Source organism: Blastomonas fulva (assembly GCF_003431825.1).
GTDB lineage: Bacteria > Pseudomonadota > Alphaproteobacteria > Sphingomonadales > Sphingomonadaceae > Blastomonas > Blastomonas fulva.
Window position 1 is genome coordinate 1,554,369 of sequence record NZ_CP020083.1, and the last position, 17,126, is coordinate 1,571,494.

The 17,126-nt window shown below is 63.2% G+C and carries 12 protein-coding genes; 5 read left to right on the top strand and 7 right to left on the bottom strand.

Annotation, left to right across the window (positions count from 1 at the left end; all coding sequences use genetic code 11):
* Positions 1 to 149: 149 nt before the first annotated feature.
* Together rpoB and rpoC are read left to right on the top strand one after the other, a co-directional pair.
* Positions 150 to 4,316, top strand: coding sequence for a DNA-directed RNA polymerase subunit beta (gene rpoB, locus B5J99_RS07325; RefSeq protein WP_054136298.1), 4,167 nt, complete (start codon positions 150 to 152; stop codon positions 4,314 to 4,316).
* Positions 4,317 to 4,444: 128 nt separating this feature from the next.
* Positions 4,445 to 8,656: a DNA-directed RNA polymerase subunit beta' gene (gene rpoC / locus B5J99_RS07330; protein ID WP_069051302.1), complete on the top strand. Its 4,212-nt coding sequence runs from the start codon at positions 4,445 to 4,447 to the stop codon at positions 8,654 to 8,656.
* 411 nt (positions 8,657 to 9,067) lie between these two features.
* Here rpoC and B5J99_RS07335 read toward each other — a convergent pair whose 3' ends face one another.
* From B5J99_RS07335 to B5J99_RS07350, 4 genes are all read right to left on the bottom strand, one after another.
* Complete coding sequence (locus B5J99_RS07335) at positions 9,068 to 9,652, bottom strand: DsrE family protein (RefSeq protein WP_245991782.1); 585 nt, start codon at positions 9,650 to 9,652, stop codon at positions 9,068 to 9,070.
* A 32-nt stretch (positions 9,653 to 9,684) separates the two neighbouring features.
* Entirely contained in the window at positions 9,685 to 11,208 is a 1,524-nt protein-coding gene (locus B5J99_RS07340; protein ID WP_162892495.1) for a DUF1570 domain-containing protein, read from the bottom strand.
* A 121-nt stretch (positions 11,209 to 11,329) separates the two neighbouring features.
* Complete coding sequence (gene wrbA / locus B5J99_RS07345) at positions 11,330 to 11,929, bottom strand: NAD(P)H:quinone oxidoreductase (protein ID WP_069051304.1); 600 nt, start codon at positions 11,927 to 11,929, stop codon at positions 11,330 to 11,332.
* Between the two features lie 74 nt (positions 11,930 to 12,003).
* Positions 12,004 to 12,714, bottom strand: coding sequence for a pirin family protein (locus B5J99_RS07350; protein WP_117352023.1), 711 nt, complete (start codon positions 12,712 to 12,714; stop codon positions 12,004 to 12,006).
* Between the two features lie 115 nt (positions 12,715 to 12,829).
* On the opposite strand from B5J99_RS07350, the gene B5J99_RS07355 reads away from it, so the two are divergent.
* From B5J99_RS07355 to B5J99_RS07365, 3 genes are all read left to right on the top strand, one after another.
* The gene (locus tag B5J99_RS07355) at positions 12,830 to 13,726 is read left to right on the top strand and encodes a LysR family transcriptional regulator (RefSeq protein WP_054136293.1); all 897 of its coding nucleotides are present in this window, start codon (positions 12,830 to 12,832) and stop codon (positions 13,724 to 13,726) included.
* Between the two features lie 271 nt (positions 13,727 to 13,997).
* Positions 13,998 to 14,699, top strand: a complete 702-nt coding sequence (gene ctrA, locus B5J99_RS07360; protein WP_017672249.1) for a response regulator transcription factor CtrA — start codon at positions 13,998 to 14,000, stop codon at positions 14,697 to 14,699.
* A gap of 127 nt (positions 14,700 to 14,826) precedes the next feature.
* Positions 14,827 to 16,107 (top strand): MFS transporter, encoded by a 1,281-nt coding sequence (locus B5J99_RS07365; RefSeq protein ID WP_117352024.1) that lies wholly within the window; start codon positions 14,827 to 14,829, stop codon positions 16,105 to 16,107.
* A gap of 7 nt (positions 16,108 to 16,114) precedes the next feature.
* Here the strand turns inward: B5J99_RS07365 and B5J99_RS07370 are convergent, their stop codons facing one another.
* From B5J99_RS07370 to rsmD, 3 genes are read right to left on the bottom strand one after another with little or no spacing between them, the layout of a single operon-like run.
* A complete protein-coding gene (locus B5J99_RS07370) occupies positions 16,115 to 16,396 on the bottom strand; it encodes a type II toxin-antitoxin system RelE/ParE family toxin (RefSeq protein ID WP_082382468.1) in 282 nt (93 codons plus the stop codon).
* A complete protein-coding gene (gene relB / locus B5J99_RS20055) occupies positions 16,356 to 16,559 on the bottom strand; it encodes a type II toxin-antitoxin system RelB family antitoxin (RefSeq protein ID WP_117352025.1) in 204 nt (67 codons plus the stop codon). The genes B5J99_RS07370 and relB overlap by 41 nt, the downstream gene beginning before the upstream one ends.
* Positions 16,560 to 16,563: 4 nt before the next feature.
* A complete protein-coding gene (gene rsmD / locus B5J99_RS07380) occupies positions 16,564 to 17,124 on the bottom strand; it encodes a 16S rRNA (guanine(966)-N(2))-methyltransferase RsmD (RefSeq protein WP_082382467.1) in 561 nt (186 codons plus the stop codon).
* Positions 17,125 to 17,126 lie beyond the last annotated feature (2 nt).

Sequence of the window (17,126 nt, forward strand, 5' to 3'; positions counted from 1 at the left end):
CCTGACGAACGAATGAGGCGAACGGGATCAATCTGACGCGATAGGCTGCAGTTCATGGGTTTCCATGGGCTTGCGGCCTTTTGGCGTCTCTGGCCTCGCGAATCGGCCAACACGAATATCGACTTGCACGAAAAGGCGAAGACAAAGCTATGGCAACCAAGGCACGTCCGACGGCTCAGCAGAAGCCGACCCCGATGAAGCGCATCCGCAAGATTTTCGGCGACATCCACGAAGTCAGCGAAATGCCGAACCTGATCGAGGTTCAGCGCGAAAGCTATGAGCAGTTCCTGCGCTCGGATCATTCGATCGGCTACATTTCGGGCCTCGAAAAGACGCTTCGCAGCGTGTTCCCGATCCGCGATTTTGCCGGCACTGCCGAGCTCGACTTCGTGCATTACGAACTCGAATCGCCCAAATACGACGTGCAGGAATGCCGCCAGCGCGGAATCACTTATGCCGCTCCCATGAAGGTGACGCTGCGTCTGATCGTGTTCGAGGTCGACCAGGAAACCGAAAGCCGTTCCGTGCTCGATATCAAGGAGCAGGACGTCTATATGGGCGACATGCCGCTGATGACCGCAAACGGCACGTTCGTGATCAACGGCACCGAGCGCGTGATCGTCAGCCAGATGCACCGTTCGCCGGGCGTGCTGTTCGATCATGACCGCGGCAAGACCCACTCGTCGGGCAAGTATCTGTTCGCCGCGCGCGTCATTCCGTACCGCGGTTCGTGGCTCGATTTCGAATTCGATGCCAAGGACATCGTCAATGTGCGCATCGACCGCAAGCGCAAGCTGCCGGTCACCTCGCTGCTGTACTCGCTCGGTCTCAACGACGAGGAAATCCTCGACCATTTCTATGAAAAGGTCGTGTACGAGCGCGGCACCGGCGGCTGGAAGATTCCGTTCGTGCCCGAACAGTGGCGCGGTCTGAAGCCTGCGTTCGACATCGTCGATGCCACCACCGGCGAAGTCGCTTTCAAGGCGGGCGACAAGATCACCCCACGCGCTGCCACCAAGGCAGGCAAGGATGGTCTGGCAACGCTGCTGATCCCGACCGAAGAAATCTTCGGCCGCTACAGCGCCTATGACCTGATCAACGAGAAGACCGGCGAAATCTATATCGAGGCAGGCGACGAAGTTACCGCCGAGAATCTGGAAAAGCTCGACAAGGCCGGGATCGACCAGCTTGTGCTGCTCGACATCGACCATGTCACCACCGGTCCCTGGATCCGCAACACGATGAAGGCCGACAAGGCCGACAACCGCGACATGGGTCTCGATGCGATCTACCGTGTCATGCGCCCCGGCGAGCCGCCGACGCGCGAAACCGCCGATGCCCTGTTCGAAGGCCTGTTCTTCGACCCCGAGCGCTACGACCTTTCGGCCGTGGGCCGCGTCAAGCTCAACATGCGTCTCGAGCTCGACTGCGAGGACACCGTCACCACGCTGCGCCGCGAGGACATCCTGGCCGTCGTCAAGACTTTGGTTGACCTCAAGGACGGCAAGGGCGATGTCGATGACATCGACAACCTCGGCAACCGCCGTGTCCGTTCGGTGGGCGAGCTGCTGGAAAACCAGTATCGCGTTGGCCTGCTGCGCATGGAGCGTGCGGTCAAGGAACGGATGAGCTCGGTCGATGTCTCGACCGTGATGCCCAACGATCTGATCAACGCCAAGCCTGCGGTTGCCGCGGTGCGCGAATTCTTCGGCTCCTCGCAGCTGTCGCAGTTCATGGACCAGACCAACCCGCTGGCCGAAGTCACCCACAAGCGCCGCGTTTCGGCCTTGGGCCCAGGCGGTCTTACCCGCGAACGTGCAGGCTTCGAAGTCCGCGACGTTCACCCGACCCATTATGGCCGCATCTGCCCGATTGAAACGCCCGAAGGCCCGAACATCGGTCTGATCAACTCGCTGGCCTCGTTCAGCCGCGTCAACAAGTACGGCTTCATCGAAACCCCGTACCGCAAGGTTGTCGATCACAAGGTGACCGACGACGTCGTGTACCTGTCGGCAATGGAAGAGGCCAAGCACACGATCGCGCAGGCCAACGCCGAGCTCGACGACGACATGGGCTTTGTCGAGGACATCGTCTCGTCGCGTCAGGCAGGCGAATTCCTGATGGCGCCGCGCGACATCATCACCCTGATGGACGTCAGCCCCAAGCAGCTGGTGTCGGTTGCCGCATCGCTCATTCCGTTCCTGGAAAACGATGACGCCAACCGCGCGCTGATGGGATCGAACATGCAGCGTCAGGCCGTGCCTCTGGTACAGGCTGAAGCACCGTTCGTCGGCACCGGCATGGAAGAAACCGTGGCGCGCGATTCGGGCGCCGCGATTGCTGCCAAGCGTGCCGGCATCGTCGATCAGGTCGATGCGACCCGCATCGTGATCCGCGCCACCGGTTCGGTGGATTCGGGCCGCTCGGGCGTGGACATCTACACGCTGCAGAAGTTCCAGCGTTCGAACCAGAACACCTGCATCAACCAGCGCCCGCTAGTGAAGGTGGGCGAAGTGATCGCCGAAGGCGACATCATCGCCGACGGTCCCTCGACTGACCTTGGCGAACTGGCGCTGGGCCGCAACGCGCTCGTCGCGTTCATGCCCTGGAACGGCTATAACTACGAGGATTCGATCCTGATCTCCGAGCGCATCGTCAAGGACGACGTGTTCACCTCGATCCATATCGAAGAGTTCGAAGTGATGGCCCGCGACACCAAGCTGGGTCCTGAAGACATCACCCGCGACATCCCCAATGTCGGCGAGGAAGCGCTGCGCAACCTCGACGAAGCGGGCATCGTCTATATCGGTGCGGAAGTGCATCCTGGCGACATCCTGGTCGGCAAGATCACGCCCAAGGGCGAAAGCCCGATGACGCCGGAAGAAAAGCTGCTGCGCGCGATCTTCGGCGAAAAGGCAAGCGATGTGCGTGACACCTCGCTGCGTCTGTCGCCGGGCGTATCGGGCACCGTGGTCGAAGTCCGCGTGTTCAACCGTCATGGCATCGACAAGGACGAGCGTGCTCTGGCGATCGAACGCGAGGAAATCGAGCGTCTGACCAAGGACCGCGAGGACGAACGCGCCATTCTCAACCGCGCGACCTACAACCGCCTCAAGGAAATGCTGATCGGCCAGGTGGCTGCAGCGGCTCCCAAGGGCGTCAAGAAGGGCGGCGTGATCGACGATGCACTGCTCGACGAGGTCGAAAAGCACCTGTGGTGGAAGTTCGCGGTCGAGGACGATGCGGTCCAGGCCGATCTGGAAGCCGTCAAGGTCCAGTATGACGAAGCCGTCACGCGGATCACCGAGAAGTTCGACGACCGCCGCGAGAAGCTGGAGCGTGGCGACGAGCTGGCACCTGGCGTGCTCAAGATGGTCAAGGTGTTCGTCGCGGTGAAGCGCAAGCTGCAGCCGGGCGACAAGATGGCCGGACGTCACGGAAACAAGGGCATCATCAGCCGCATCCTGCCGATCGAGGATATGCCGTTCCTCGAAGATGGCACGCATGTCGACTTCGTGCTCAACCCGCTGGGCGTTCCCAGCCGCATGAACGTCGGACAGATCTTCGAAACCCATCTGGGCTGGGCCGCACGCGGTCTGGGTCAGCAGATTTCGAAGGCGCTGGACGACTGGCGTGAGGCCAATCCGAACCCCGAAGCGGGCGCTCCGCCCGACGCGCTGCGCGAAAAGCTGAAGTACGTCTATGGCGAGGATTACGACGCCGAGATCGACAGCCGCAGCGATGAAGCGGTGGTCGAACTGGCCGGACTGCTGCGCAACGGCGTTCCGATGGGCACCCCGGTGTTCGACGGTGCGCGCGAGGCGGACGTTTCGCGGATGCTGGAGCGGGCGGGTCTCGACCCCTCGGGCCAGGTCGATCTGTACGACGGCCGTACCGGCGACAAGTTCGACCGCAAGGTGACCGTGGGCTATATCTACATGCTCAAGCTGCATCACTTGGTGGACGACAAGATCCACGCGCGTTCCATCGGCCCCTACAGCCTCGTCACCCAGCAGCCGCTGGGCGGCAAGGCGCAGTTCGGTGGACAGCGCTTCGGGGAAATGGAGGTCTGGGCACTCCAGGCCTATGGTGCGGCCTATACGCTGCAGGAAATGCTGACGGTGAAGTCCGATGACGTGGTCGGACGCACCAAGGTCTATGAGGCGATCGTCAAGGGTGACGACACGTTCGAGGCCGGCATCCCTGAGAGCTTCAACGTTCTGGTCAAGGAAATGCGCTCGCTGGGTCTCAACGTCGAGTTGAACTCCATCGATGCACTGCCCGATCCGGACGAGATTGCGGAAGCCGCGGAGTAAGATTGTCCCTCCCTCTCCCCCCACGGGGGAGAGGGCCGGGGAGAGGGGGAGTCATGCGACTTCCCTCGGGCACATGCCCCTCTCCCAACCCTCCCCCTCAAGGGGAGAGGGCTTAAATGGAGCCAAAAATGAACGAACTGACCAAATTCAACAATCCCGCCGTCAAGCCGGAAACCTTTGACGAGATCCAGATCGGCCTCGCTTCCCCGGAGCGTATCCGTTCGTGGTCCTTCGGCGAGATCAAGAAGCCCGAAACCATCAACTATCGCACGTTCAAGCCCGAGCGTGACGGCCTGTTCTGCGCGCGCATCTTCGGTCCGGTGAAGGATTACGAGTGCCTGTGCGGCAAGTACAAGCGGATGAAATACAAGGGCATCGTCTGCGAAAAGTGCGGCGTTGAAGTCACCGTGACCAAGGTGCGCCGCGAGCGCATGGGCCACATCGAACTGGCCGCTCCCGTCGCGCATATCTGGTTCCTCAAGTCGCTGCCGTCGCGCATCGGCCTGCTGCTCGACATGCAGCTCAAGCAGCTCGAGCGCGTGCTGTATTTCGAAAGCTATGTCGTCATCGAGCCGGGCCTCACCAGCCTTGAAAAGTACCAGCTGCTGACCGAAGACGAGCTGCTCGATGCGCAGGACGAGTTCGGTGAAGACGCGTTCTCCGCAGGGATCGGCGCAGAAGCCGTGCGCCAGATGCTGATGGACCTCGACCTCGAAAGCGAGCGTGCCGATCTGCTGCAGGAGCTTGAGACCACCAAGTCGGAGCTCAAGCCCAAGAAGATCATCAAGCGCCTGAAGGTCGTGGAATCGTTCATCGATTCAGGCAACCGTCCCGAATGGATGATCCTGGAAGTCATCCCCGTGATCCCGCCCGAGCTGCGCCCGCTGGTGCCGCTGGACGGTGGCCGCTTTGCGACCTCGGATCTCAACGATCTGTATCGCCGCGTGATCAACCGCAACAACCGCCTGAAGCGGCTGATGGAACTGCGCGCGCCTGACATCATCGTGCGCAACGAAAAGCGCATGCTGCAGGAAGCCGTCGATGCGCTGTTCGACAACGGCCGTCGCGGCCGCATCATCACCGGTGCCAACAAGCGTCCGTTGAAGTCGCTGTCCGACATGCTCAAGGGCAAGCAGGGCCGCTTCCGTCAGAACCTGCTCGGCAAGCGCGTCGATTATTCGGGTCGTTCGGTCATCGTGACCGGTCCCGAACTCAAGCTGCACCAGTGCGGCCTGCCCAAGAAGATGGCGCTCGAGCTGTTCAAGCCGTTCATCTACGCGCGTCTCGATGCCAAGGGTCTGTCGATGACCCTGAAGCAGGCGAAGAAGTGGGTCGAAAAGGAGCGCAAGGAAGTCTGGGACATCCTCGACGAAGTCATTCGCGAGCACCCGGTCATGCTCAACCGCGCCCCGACGCTCCACCGTCTGGGCATCCAGGCGTTCGAACCCGTGCTGATCGAGGGCAAGGCGATCCAGCTTCACCCGCTCGTCTGCTCGGCCTTCAACGCCGACTTCGATGGTGACCAGATGGCCGTCCACGTCCCGCTGAGCCTCGAGGCGCAGCTGGAAGCACGCGTGCTGATGATGTCGACCAACAACATCCTCTCGCCCGCCAACGGCAAGCCGATCATCGTTCCTTCGCAGGACATGGTGCTGGGTCTGTACTATCTCTCGATGGACCGCGAAGGCGAGCCCGGCGAGGGCATGCTGATGGCCGACATCGCCGAAGTGCATCAGGCGCTGGAAATCGGTGCGGTGACCTTGCACTCCAAGGTCATTGCGCGCGTTCCGCAGACCGACGAGCAGGGCAACCAGTATCTCAAGCGGTACAACACCACGCCTGGGCGCATGCTCATCGGCGAGTGCCTGCCCAAGAGCCACAAGGTGCCCTTCGACGTCGTCAACCGCCTTCTCACCAAGAAGGAAATCGGCGACGTCATCGATCAGGTCTATCGTCACACCGGCCAGAAGGACACCGTCCTGTTTGCCGATGCGATCATGGGCCTGGGCTTCCGTCACGCCTGCCGCGCCGGCATCTCGTTCGGCAAGGACGACATGATCATCCCCGATAGCAAGGAACGTCTGGTCGATGAGACCCGCGCCCTGGTTGCTGACTATGAGCAGCAGTATCAGGATGGTCTGATCACCCAGCAGGAAAAGTACAACAAGGTGATCGACGCATGGAGCCGTTGCGGCGACCAGGTGGCGAACGCCATGATGGAAGAGATCAAGGCAACGCCCAAGGACGAGCATGGCCGCGAAGCCCCGGTCAACTCGATCTACATGATGAGCCACTCGGGCGCGCGTGGTTCGCCAGCGCAGATGAAGCAGCTTGCCGGCATGCGCGGCCTGATGGCCAAGCCGTCGGGCGAGATCATCGAAACGCCGATCATCTCGAACTTCAAGGAAGGTCTGACCGTTCTTGAATACTTCAACTCCACCCACGGCGCCCGCAAGGGCCTGGCGGATACGGCGCTCAAGACGGCGAACTCGGGTTACCTGACCCGCCGTCTGGTCGACGTCAGCCAGGATTGCGTCATCGTGCAGGAGGATTGCGGTACCGAGAACGCGCTGGAAATGCGCGCGATCGTGCAGGGCGGCAGCGTCATCGCCTCGCTGGGCGAGCGTATCCTGGGCCGCACGCTGGCCGAGGATATCTCCGATGCCAAGACCGGCGAGATCGTGATCGCCAAGGACACCTTGCTCGACGAAGCGAATATCGCGACGATCGAGGCCTTGGGGCTGCAGGCAGCACGCATCCGTTCGCCGCTGATCTGCGAAGCGACCATGGGCGTGTGCGGCAAGTGCTATGGCCGTGACCTTGCTCGCGGTACGCCGGTGAACATCGGGGAAGCTGTCGGCGTCATCGCCGCGCAGTCGATCGGTGAGCCGGGCACCCAGCTGACGATGCGGACCTTCCACATCGGCGGTGCGGCGCAGCTCAACGAAACCTCGAACCTCGAAGCGGTGGCCGATGGCACGCTGCAGTACCGGGATATCCCGACGATCGTGAACAAGCGCGGACAGCGCCTGTCGCTCGCCCGCAACGGCGAAATCGCGATTGTCGACAAGGAAGGCCGCGAACGTGCGGTCCACCGCATCCCGTACGGCACCGTGCTGCTGGTCGACGACAATGGTGTGGTCAACCTTGGCGACCGGATCGCCGAGTGGGATCCGTTCACCATGCCGGTGATCACCGAAAAGGGCGGCGTCGTGAAGTACCAGGACCTGATCGACGGCAAGACGCTGATCGAACAGACCGATGATGCCACCGGCATCGCACAGCGCGTGGTCGTGGAATTCCGTGGATCGCTCAAAGCGAAGTCCAAGGAAGATCTGCGTCCCCGCCTGACCCTGCTCGATGATGATTCGGGTGAAGCTGCCCGCTACATGTTGGCAGTGGGTGCGATGCTTTCGGTCGAGGAAGGCCAGAAGGTTGAAGCAGGCGATGTTCTCGCCCGTGTCAGCCGCGAGGCCGCCAAGACCCGTGACATCACCGGTGGTCTGCCGCGCGTTGCCGAACTGTTCGAAGCTCGCAAGCCCAAGGACAATGCGATCATCGCAAAGGTCTCGGGCCGCATCGAGTTCGTTCGTGACTACAAGGCCAAGCGCAAGATCGCGATCCATCCTGAAGAGGGTGAATCGGTTGAGTATCTGGTGCCCAAGTCCAAGGTCATCGACGTCCAGGAAGGCGATTATGTCAAGAAGGGCGACAACCTGATCTCGGGTTCGCCCGACCCGCATGACATCCTTGAAGTGCTCGGCGTGGAAGCGCTGGCCGAATATCTGGTCAGCGAAATCCAGGAGGTCTATCGTCTGCAGGGCGTGAAGATCAACGACAAGCACATCGAGGTGATCGTCCGTCAGATGCTGCAGAAGGTGGAAATCACCGACGGCGGCGACACCACCCTGCTGCCGGGCGAACAGCTCGATCGTGAGGAAATGGACGAGTACAACGGTCGTCTCGACGCGGGCAAGAAGTTCGCGGAAGGCAAGCCCGTGCTGCTCGGCATCACCAAGGCTTCGCTGCAGACGCGTTCGTTCATCTCGGCGGCATCGTTCCAGGAAACCACCCGGGTGCTCACCCAGGCGGCGGTCGAAGGCAAGCGTGACTCGCTGATCGGCCTGAAGGAAAACGTCATCGTGGGTCGTCTGATCCCGGCAGGTACCGGTGCGGGCATGAACCGCATGCGCATCGCCGCCAACAGCCGCGATGCAGCGCTCCGCGCCCAGCAGCGTGCGCTGCAGCGGGCGATGGCAGCCGCGAACGAGGTCGAGGCGGCTCCCGCCCCGGCACCGGTCGCAGCCGAGCCCGAGGCGGTCGATACCGACGCGGAATAAGCGTGTTACTCCCCGGCGCTTGCCGGGGAGTAACCGCCTTTGCACACAACAAACCCGCCGGAAGCGATTCCGGCGGGTTTGTTGTGTTCGGTCTGTCAGGCCGTGGGAGGCTGGTTACCCCCGATCCGGTTTGCGGCTCAGAGGATGCCGAAGACGAAGAGCGCGATGATCAGCAGGCCGGGTACGCCCAGCAGCCACAGGATAAGGCCTTTTGCCATGATGGGTCCTTCTTGAAATGCATGAGAGGTCGGTGCGACCACCCTGGAATGGAGCACCCGAAGGGATGAGGCTGTGCAAGGACGATAGCGCCGCCTGCAGCTGCCCATTCATCCGCGGGGCCGTTGACCAGTTTACATCTGCCGGAGCGATTGGTTCCGGCCCGCGCGGCAACCCATGCCCGCAAGGCCGCGCTCAGAAGGGATTGAGCGTATAGCCCTGCTGTTGCAGCAGCGCATGCGCGGTCATCGCCGACAGCTGCATCCTGACCCCCGGGGCTAGGTCGCTGCGGGAAATCCCTTGCCCCGCAGCGCTCTGCCCGCACAGATGGATCTCGACGCCGTTGTCGATCAGCGCGGCGATCGCTGCGAGATTGGCGTTGGTCGCGCCGTCATGCTTTCTGGCATAGGCTGCAGCGTTGGTGAGATCGAAGCTCGCCGGGCCGTGCACCACCACCGCGACCCGCACCGCGTCGCGCGGGACGCCTGCCTCTGCGTGCATGTTGATGAACCGCGCCGCGCTTTCCAGCGTGCGGTTAATGGCACCCGGCTTGGCGGCCTCCGCGACATCGAAGGCAACGCTGAACGTGGCATTGGCAGGCAAGGGCTCGCGCCCCTCCACCGTGGCGACCGGGCCAAAGCCGGTGATCACGCTGCCGGAATGGAAGCCGGGTCGCATAGGGGGCTGGGTGTCGGCCTGGGCCTGCGCCGGGGCCAGGCCCGCGATCAGCGCCAGCGCGGCTGCGAACAATGCGATATGAAGCGACGGCCGGTGTGACATGCAACTCTCCCTGGTTTTGGCAGCGGAGCGTATCAGGATGCCGTGTCGTCTTCATCCTCTTTCGCAGCAGGCGGCACGCGCCCCTCGATCAGCGCGCGCGCGGTCTCTGCCAGCCGTGTGTTGTGCGGATGGTTGATCAGCGGCGCCAGCGTCCTTTGGGCGCGCTCCTTCTGGCCGCTGCCGATCTGGTACTGCGCCAGGGTCATCCGCAAGCCGATGTCATAAGGCGCCAGCGCAAGCGCGCGCTCCAGTCCCTGGATCGCAACCGGTGGCGGTGTCCTGCCCTCTGCCGCATAGGTCCGGTAGAAATAGCTCAGCGGCAGGGGATTGTCGTTTTCCACCCGGTTGGCCGCGGCGACCGCAGCGCGGACCTTGGGCCACAATCTGGCATCGCCCTGCTCGGCCTGGCGGAACAGAGCATACATCTTCTGGATCAGCGCATTCATCGCGCGCGGGTCCCTGGCCAGCGCCCGGTCGGCAGCTGCCAGTGCCTCGGCGGTGTTGCCGGCGTCGAACTCGGCTTCTGCCAGTGCGGTCTGCACGAACGGATCGTCGGCATAGGGAGCTGCGGCCTGTCGCGCCTCCTCGACGACGATCTTCGCCTGCTCGTCGTTGACCCCGCGGCGCGAGCGCATCATCACCGGCAGGATCGCTGCCTCGCCCTTGTTCAGCGTGCGAATGGTGATCGCGGCGCTGGTGATCCGCTCGGGGCCCAGCCGCAGATAGGTCATCCTGCGGCGCTTCTTGTAGGCGGCGAGTTCCTTGTCGAGCACGTCGAGATCGCCAAAGGCATTGACCGCGGCTGCCTCCTCGCCTTCGCCCGCATCCAGCCGCCGCAGATAGTCGGCCATCTGCCCCGCGCGCTCATCCGAGAAGGTCAGATAGTGAAACAGCAGCCAGCTGCGCCCGTAAAAGGAGTCGTAGCGTTTCGAGGTGTTCTCGCGATATTTGCGGGTGCTGAGCAGCATGTCGATCGGCACTTCCTGCGCCAGCTCGAGCTCGGCCACGCGATGATCGGCGGGAAGCCCCAGCCCGACCGCACCGCCGCTCTCGAACTTGGCGCTGGCATAGAATTCGGCAAAGCCCTCGGTCATCCACATCGGAGGCGACCCGGAAAAGACGCTGAACATGAAGTGATGCGCATATTCGTGGAGGAGGAGGCGTTCGCCATCGGAGACGCGGTCGCTCTGGCTGTCGTCGTTCACGCGGGGTACGAACGCCACCGATCCGCCCGCGCGCGACTGGTAGAAGCCCGAGACGAAGCGGCTGCCGGTGCCCAGCAGCTTGCGCACCTGCGCGTCGTCGCGCACCACGAAGACGGTCAGCCGGTTCGATGGCGAGGTGACCTCTGGAGGCAGATTGTAGATATAAAGCATCGCCGAACGATAGCGTTCGAGCATGTCGGTGAATTCGCGGGTCTGCGATTCGCTCTGGTCGCCGTAAACCAGGAAATTGGGGCTCGATGCCTCCCGCCACTCGGCACGCGCGGCTACGGGAAGACTCGCCAGCACGGCCAGCGCCAGGGCCAGCAGGCGCCTGATCCTCGAAACGTTCACACCCGTTACCCCATCGCAGCTTCGCCAGGCACAGTATGGCCCGGCCATCCCCGCTGCAATCCCGCAAAAAACGGGGTGCAGGGGGAATGGCCGGGCGGTCGCCGAGCGGGCAGGGGGCAGGCTACGCGGTCAGCTTGGCTGCGGTGCGCGCGACCTTCGCACCCAGATAGCGGGCGCCGCCGAGATCGGCTTCGTGCGGCTGGCGCGATCCGTCGCCACCGGCGATCGTGCTGGCACCATAAGGCGATCCGCCGATTACCTCGTCGTTGCTGAGCTGGCCCTGGAAGCCATAGTCCAGTCCGACGATGGTCAGGCCGTGGTGCAGCAGGTTGGTGAGGATGGAGAACTGCGTGGTCTCCTGTCCGCCATGCTGGCTGGCGGTGGAGGTGAACGATGCGCCGACTTTGCCGACCAGTGCGCCCTTGGCCCACAGCCCGCCGGTGCGGTCCCAGAACGCCGCCATCTGACTCGACATGCGGCCAAAGCGGGTGCCGGTGCCGACGACGATCGCGTCATAGTCCGCGAGCTCTTCGGGCGTGGCGATCTGCGCGGCCTGGTCGAGCTTGAAGTGACTGCTGCGGGCAACATCCTCGGGCACCGTTTCGGGCACGCGCTTGATCGTCACCTCGGCGCCCTCGCCGCGCGCGCCTTCGGCCACGGCCTCGGCCATCGTTTCGATATGACCGTAAGAGGAATAATAGAGCACCAGAACTTTTGCCATGAGACGTCTCCTTTAAGGGAATGGGTTGAAAGGGGTGTCCCGCCGCCGGGAGGGGGAAGCGGCGGGACGGGGGATCAGTGGGTCCGGGTTTCCGCGAGCAGAAACTCGGCATCTTGGGTCGCCGAGACGGTGATCTCGGTTTCCTGGGTAATCGCGGCGGCATCGCGCGGGCCGATTTCGACCCCATTCACCGTCACGCTGCCCGCCGACACCACCAGATACGCAGACATGCCGTCCGCGATCCGGTGGGTGATGCTGTCGCCGGCTGCCAAAGTCGCACCCGAAAGCCGGGCATCGGCGCGGATCATCAGTGCGCCTGCGCTGATGTCCTCGTCGCGGCCGCTGGCCAGTACCTCGAGCCTGCCCGAACGCTCGCCCCTGGGGAACTGCTTGGCATCCCAGCGCGGCTCGCCGCCCGCTGCATCGGGGATGATCCAGATCTGGAACAGGCGGGTCTCCTCGCTCTCCAGATTGAACTCGCTGTGCGCCACGCCGGTGCCGGCGCTCATCACCTGGACATCACCCGCCTCGGTGCGGCCTTCGTTGCCCAGACTGTCGCGATGGGTGATCGCACCGGTGCGGACATAGGTGATGATTTCCATGTCGCGGTGCGGATGAGTGGGAAAACCGCTCTTGGGAGCGATCTCGTCGTCGTTCCACACCCGCAGCGCGCCCCAGCCCATCCGGGCGGGATCATGATAGCCACCGAACGAAAAATGGTGGCGGGCATTGAGCCAGCCATGGTTGGCATGGCCCAGGGAAGAAAAGTCCCGCTTCTCGATCATGTCACTTGCTCCTTCTAAAAGGCACCGGATGGTAGGCCGTGCCTTGGCTTGAGATGGAGATAGGACAGTGGTATCGTTTCCAAAATAGCCAGTTTGGAAAAGGATTGTTTCAGATATGCGGCTTCCGGACTTCGAGGCATGGGCGGTGTTCGCCGCCGTTGCCGACAGCGGCAGCTTCACCGCGGCGGCCGATGCGCTCAGCCTGTCCAAGGCCAAGGTCTCCAAGGCGGTCTCGCGGCTGGAAGCGGAGCTGGGCACGGCGCTGTTCCACCGCACTTCGCGCCGCCTGTCGCTGTCGGCGGCGGGGCGCTCGCTGGTCGATCATGCGCGGCGAATCCGGCTGGATGGCGAGGCGGCGGTGGAGGCAGCGCGCGACGAGGCATCGCTGCTTTCGGGCACGGTGCGGATTGCGGTGCCGATGAGCTTCGGCCTGCGCGCGGTGGCACCTTTGGTTGCCCGTTTCATGGCGATGCACCCCGGGATCATCATCGACATGCATCTGTCCGACGCGCGGGTCGATCTGGTCAACGAGGGGTTCGATCTGGCGCTGCGCATCGCGGTGCTGCCCGACAGCAGCCTGCGCGCGATCCGGCTGCGCAGCGTGCAGATGTACATGATCGCCTCGCCCGATTACTGCGCGCGCCATGGCACCCCGCGTCACCCGGGCGAGCTGGGCGAGCACCGGGCGGTGCATTATGCCAATGCTGCGCAGCCCGGGCTGTGGTCGATGACCGGGCCCGATGGCAGCAAGCTGCAGGTGCGGGTTCCCCCGGCGCTGATCGTCAACAACGCCGATGCGGCGATGCCCGCGGTTCTGGACGGGCTGTGCATCGCATCGCTTCCCGACTTCTTCTGCAACGCGGCGATGGCGGATGGGCGGCTGCTGCGGCTGCTGCCCGAATGGCGCTTCGACGATACCACGCTCAGCATCGTGACCCCGCCCTCGCCGCATCGCCCGGCGCGGGTGGAGGCGCTGATCGACTATCTGCGCAAGACGCTTCCGCCGGCATGAGCGGCACCGCGCAGCGTTACCAATTGGAAACCATATCGGTATAACTGTGTAAAAAGCGACGAACCGAAAGCGTCGGTTGGCATGCAGAAAATCGAGTCTTTTCCGCGCCCCAGCGATCCGGGCGAGCCTCGCGACTCGTGGAGTCAGGCCGGTTTACACAAAATTAACCTTTTGCCCCCAAAACTTTTATGGTTAATGTTTTCCTCGTCGATCCGTTCTTGGGTCCAGATGACTGAACGGTGCCGATGGCACGGGCGAAAAGGGGCTGCACATGCGGGTGCTTTTGATCGAAGATGAACCGACCACGGCAAAGGCGATCGAGCTTATGCTGACGACCGAAGGTTTCAACGTCTATACGACGGACCTTGGGGAAGAGGGCCTGGATCTGGGCAAGCTGTATGATTACGACATCATCCTGCTCGACCTGAACCTGCCCGACATGCATGGCTATGACGTGCTCAAGAAACTGCGTGTCGCCAAGGTGCAGACGCCGGTTCTCATCCTGTCGGGCATTTCGGAGATGGACAGCAAGGTCCGCTCGTTCGGTTTCGGTGCCGATGACTATGTCACCAAGCCGTTCCACCGCGAGGAACTGGTCGCGCGCATCCACGCCGTGGTCCGCCGCTCCAAGGGCCATTCGCAAAGCGTCATCCGCACCGGCAAGCTGGCGGTCAACCTCGATGCCAAGACGGTCGAAGTGGACAGCGCCCGCGTTCACCTGACCGGCAAGGAATATGCGATGCTCGAGCTGCTCAGCTTGCGCAAGGGCACTACGCTGACCAAGGAAATGTTCCTCAACCACCTGTATGGCGGGATGGACGAGCCTGAACTCAAGATCATCGACGTTTTCATCTGCAAGCTGCGCAAGAAGCTGGCTTTGGCCTGTGGCGGTGAAAACTACATCGAGACCGTCTGGGGCCGCGGCTATGTGCTGCGCGATCCGGAAGCAGATGGCGAAGTCATCGCCGCCTGATCTGCCGATATTTCGACATTCACAAAAGGGCGGCGGGCAACCAGTCGCCCTTTTTGCATGCCCGCTGTGCGCACAGATCCGCGGCAAACCTTGCCATTGGCGCTGGCTGCGCTAACGCTCCGCGCTTATGGGGACCATCACACAGCCGCATCCATATCGCGTCCATGCGCGCGTGCTCACCGCCTCGCTGGTGGGCACGGCCGTCGAGTTCTATGACTTCTACATTTACGCGACCGCTGCCGCGCTGGTGTTCGGTCCGCTGTTCTTTCCGTCGGAGAGCGCCTCGGCGCAGCTGCTGCTGAGCTATATGAGCTTCGGCCTTGCGTTCTTCGCGCGGCCCGTCGGGGCGGTGGCGTTCGGCCATTTCGGCGACCGCATCGGGCGCAAGTCGACGTTGGTCGCCTCTCTGATGCTGATGGGCGGATCCACGCTGCTGATCGCGTTCCTGCCCACCTATCAGATGGTGGGATGGGTCGCGCCATTGTTGCTGTGCATCCTGCGGTTCGGGCAAGGGTTTGGTCTTGGCGGAGAATGGGGCGGGGCGGCTTTGCTCGCGGTAGAGAACGCACCTCCCGGATGGGCCGCGCGCTTCGGCATGGCACCGCAACTGGGCGCGCCGGTGGGCTTCATCGCCGCCAACGGGTTGTTCCTGATCCTGGGCCTTTCGTTGACCGACGAACAGTTCGTCGCCTGGGGCTGGCGTGTGCCGTTCCTGGCGAGCGGCATTCTGGTGGGGCTTGGCCTGTGGGTGCGGCTCAAGATCAGCGAAACGCCGGACTTTGCCGAGGTGCTGGCGCGCGACAAGCCAGCGCCGGTGCCGGTGGCCGAGCTTTTCCGCAACCATCTGCGCGCGACCTTCGCCAGCACTTTTGCGGTCGTCGCCTGCTTTGCGATCTTCTATCTCTCGACCGCGTTTGCGCTGGGCTATGCCACCACCGCCCTGGGGCACAACCGCGTCGATTTCCTGCTGGTGCAACTGGGCGCGATCCTGTTCCTCGCGCTGGGCATCGTGCTGTCGGGCTATCGCTCGGATGCCACCAGCAGCGGGCGGGTGCTGATGATCGGCTGCGCGGCAACCATCGGCGTCGGGCTGCTGTTCGGGCCGCTGCTGGGCTCGGGCTCGCTCTGGCTGGCATGGGTGGCCCTGTCGATCGCGCTGCTGGTGATGGGCTTCGTCTATGGCCCATTGGGCGCCTGGCTGCCGCAGCAGTTTCCCGCGCGCGTGCGCTATACCGGCGCGTCGGTGGCGTTCAACGGCGGCGGCATCATCGGCGGCGCACTCGCCCCGATCGCAGCACAGGCACTAGCGGACACGGGCGGCGCGGATGCGGTCGGGCTGTATCTGGCAGCGGCCGGGGTGCTGAGCTTTGCCGGGCTGTGGGCGCAGCGGGGAAGGGCTGCGGGGTAGGCAAGGCTCAAGGGTATTGCTGGCGGGCGTGGACTACCGAGACGATAACGATCTGGTGCTCCCGTATTTGGTAGATCATCAGATAGTTCGGATGGACCACTGCTTCTCGCGTTCCGGCGATGCGTCCTTGCCGATACATTAGCGGCTGAGTTCTTATACGTTGCGCGCACTGGATGAACGCTTCTTCCAGCCGACGCGCTGCCGGTGGGTTTCGTTCGGCGATATAATCCGTGATCGCCCGCAGCTTCCTAAGCGCGTCTGCGGTCCAGACGACGCTTTTTTTGCTCATGCCCGGCGATAATCTCCGACATTTGTCGCATGACGTCTTCATGCGGAATGAGTGGTTCGGCTGACGCTAGCGCGGCTTCGACTGTCGCCTTCAACCACGCATCATAGGCCGCCTCTTCCTCGGACGAGGCGAATTCGGACTCGATCGGCGAGTATTTGACCATGGGGTCAGTCTATCACATCACCCGCCAGCCGCAACAATGTCAGCCTGGCCTTGCCGACCACGCGCTCGGCGTCGATCTCGAAGCCTGACACCTCGAGCTTTTCCGACTTGCCTGTCTCCACGCTGATCCAGGTCGAGGGTGCAAACCAGCCCAGGCGCTTCAGCTTGTCGAGCGCCACCGCGCCCGCGCCGGTCGCATAGGGCGGATCGATCAGCACGACGTCGAAAGGCTTGAGCGCCGGGCCCAATGTCAGCGCGGAGCTGGGCCGGATTTCGGCGCGGTCTTCGGCTTCAAGCGAGCGGATATTGGCGCGCAGCACGTCGATTGCGGCGCGGTCCTGCTCGACGAACACGCACTTTGCCGCGCCGCGCGACAGTGCCTCGATTCCCAGCGCGCCCGATCCAGCGAACAGGTCGAGCACGCTCAGCTCCTCGAACGATCCCAACCGGCTGGTCAGCATCGAGAACAGCGTTTCGCGGGTGCGGTCTGCGGTGGGGCGGGTGGTGTCGCCTGCCGGGGTCTTCAGCTTGCGGCCCCGCCACTCGCCGGCGATGATGCGCAGCATTA

What these genes read in the sequence shown, in the direction of transcription:
- rpoB (WP_054136298.1), top strand. Translation starts at nt 150, where the DNA reads ATGGCAACCAAGGCACGTCCGACGGCTCAGCAGAAGCCGACCCCGATG.
- rpoC (WP_069051302.1), top strand. Translation starts at nt 4,445, where the DNA reads ATGAACGAACTGACCAAATTCAACAATCCCGCCGTCAAGCCGGAAACC.
- B5J99_RS07335 (WP_245991782.1), bottom strand. Translation starts at nt 9,652, where the DNA reads ATGTCACACCGGCCGTCGCTTCATATCGCATTGTTCGCAGCCGCGCTG.
- wrbA (WP_069051304.1), bottom strand. Translation starts at nt 11,929, where the DNA reads ATGGCAAAAGTTCTGGTGCTCTATTATTCCTCTTACGGTCATATCGAA.
- B5J99_RS07350 (WP_117352023.1), bottom strand. Translation starts at nt 12,714, where the DNA reads ATGATCGAGAAGCGGGACTTTTCTTCCCTGGGCCATGCCAACCATGGC.
- B5J99_RS07355 (WP_054136293.1), top strand. Translation starts at nt 12,830, where the DNA reads ATGCGGCTTCCGGACTTCGAGGCATGGGCGGTGTTCGCCGCCGTTGCC.
- ctrA (WP_017672249.1), top strand. Translation starts at nt 13,998, where the DNA reads ATGCGGGTGCTTTTGATCGAAGATGAACCGACCACGGCAAAGGCGATC.
- B5J99_RS07365 (WP_117352024.1), top strand. Translation starts at nt 14,827, where the DNA reads ATGGGGACCATCACACAGCCGCATCCATATCGCGTCCATGCGCGCGTG.
- B5J99_RS07370 (WP_082382468.1), bottom strand. Translation starts at nt 16,396, where the DNA reads ATGAGCAAAAAAAGCGTCGTCTGGACCGCAGACGCGCTTAGGAAGCTG.
- relB (WP_117352025.1), bottom strand. Translation starts at nt 16,559, where the DNA reads ATGGTCAAATACTCGCCGATCGAGTCCGAATTCGCCTCGTCCGAGGAA.
- rsmD (WP_082382467.1), bottom strand. Translation starts at nt 17,124, where the DNA reads ATGCTGCGCATCATCGCCGGCGAGTGGCGGGGCCGCAAGCTGAAGACC.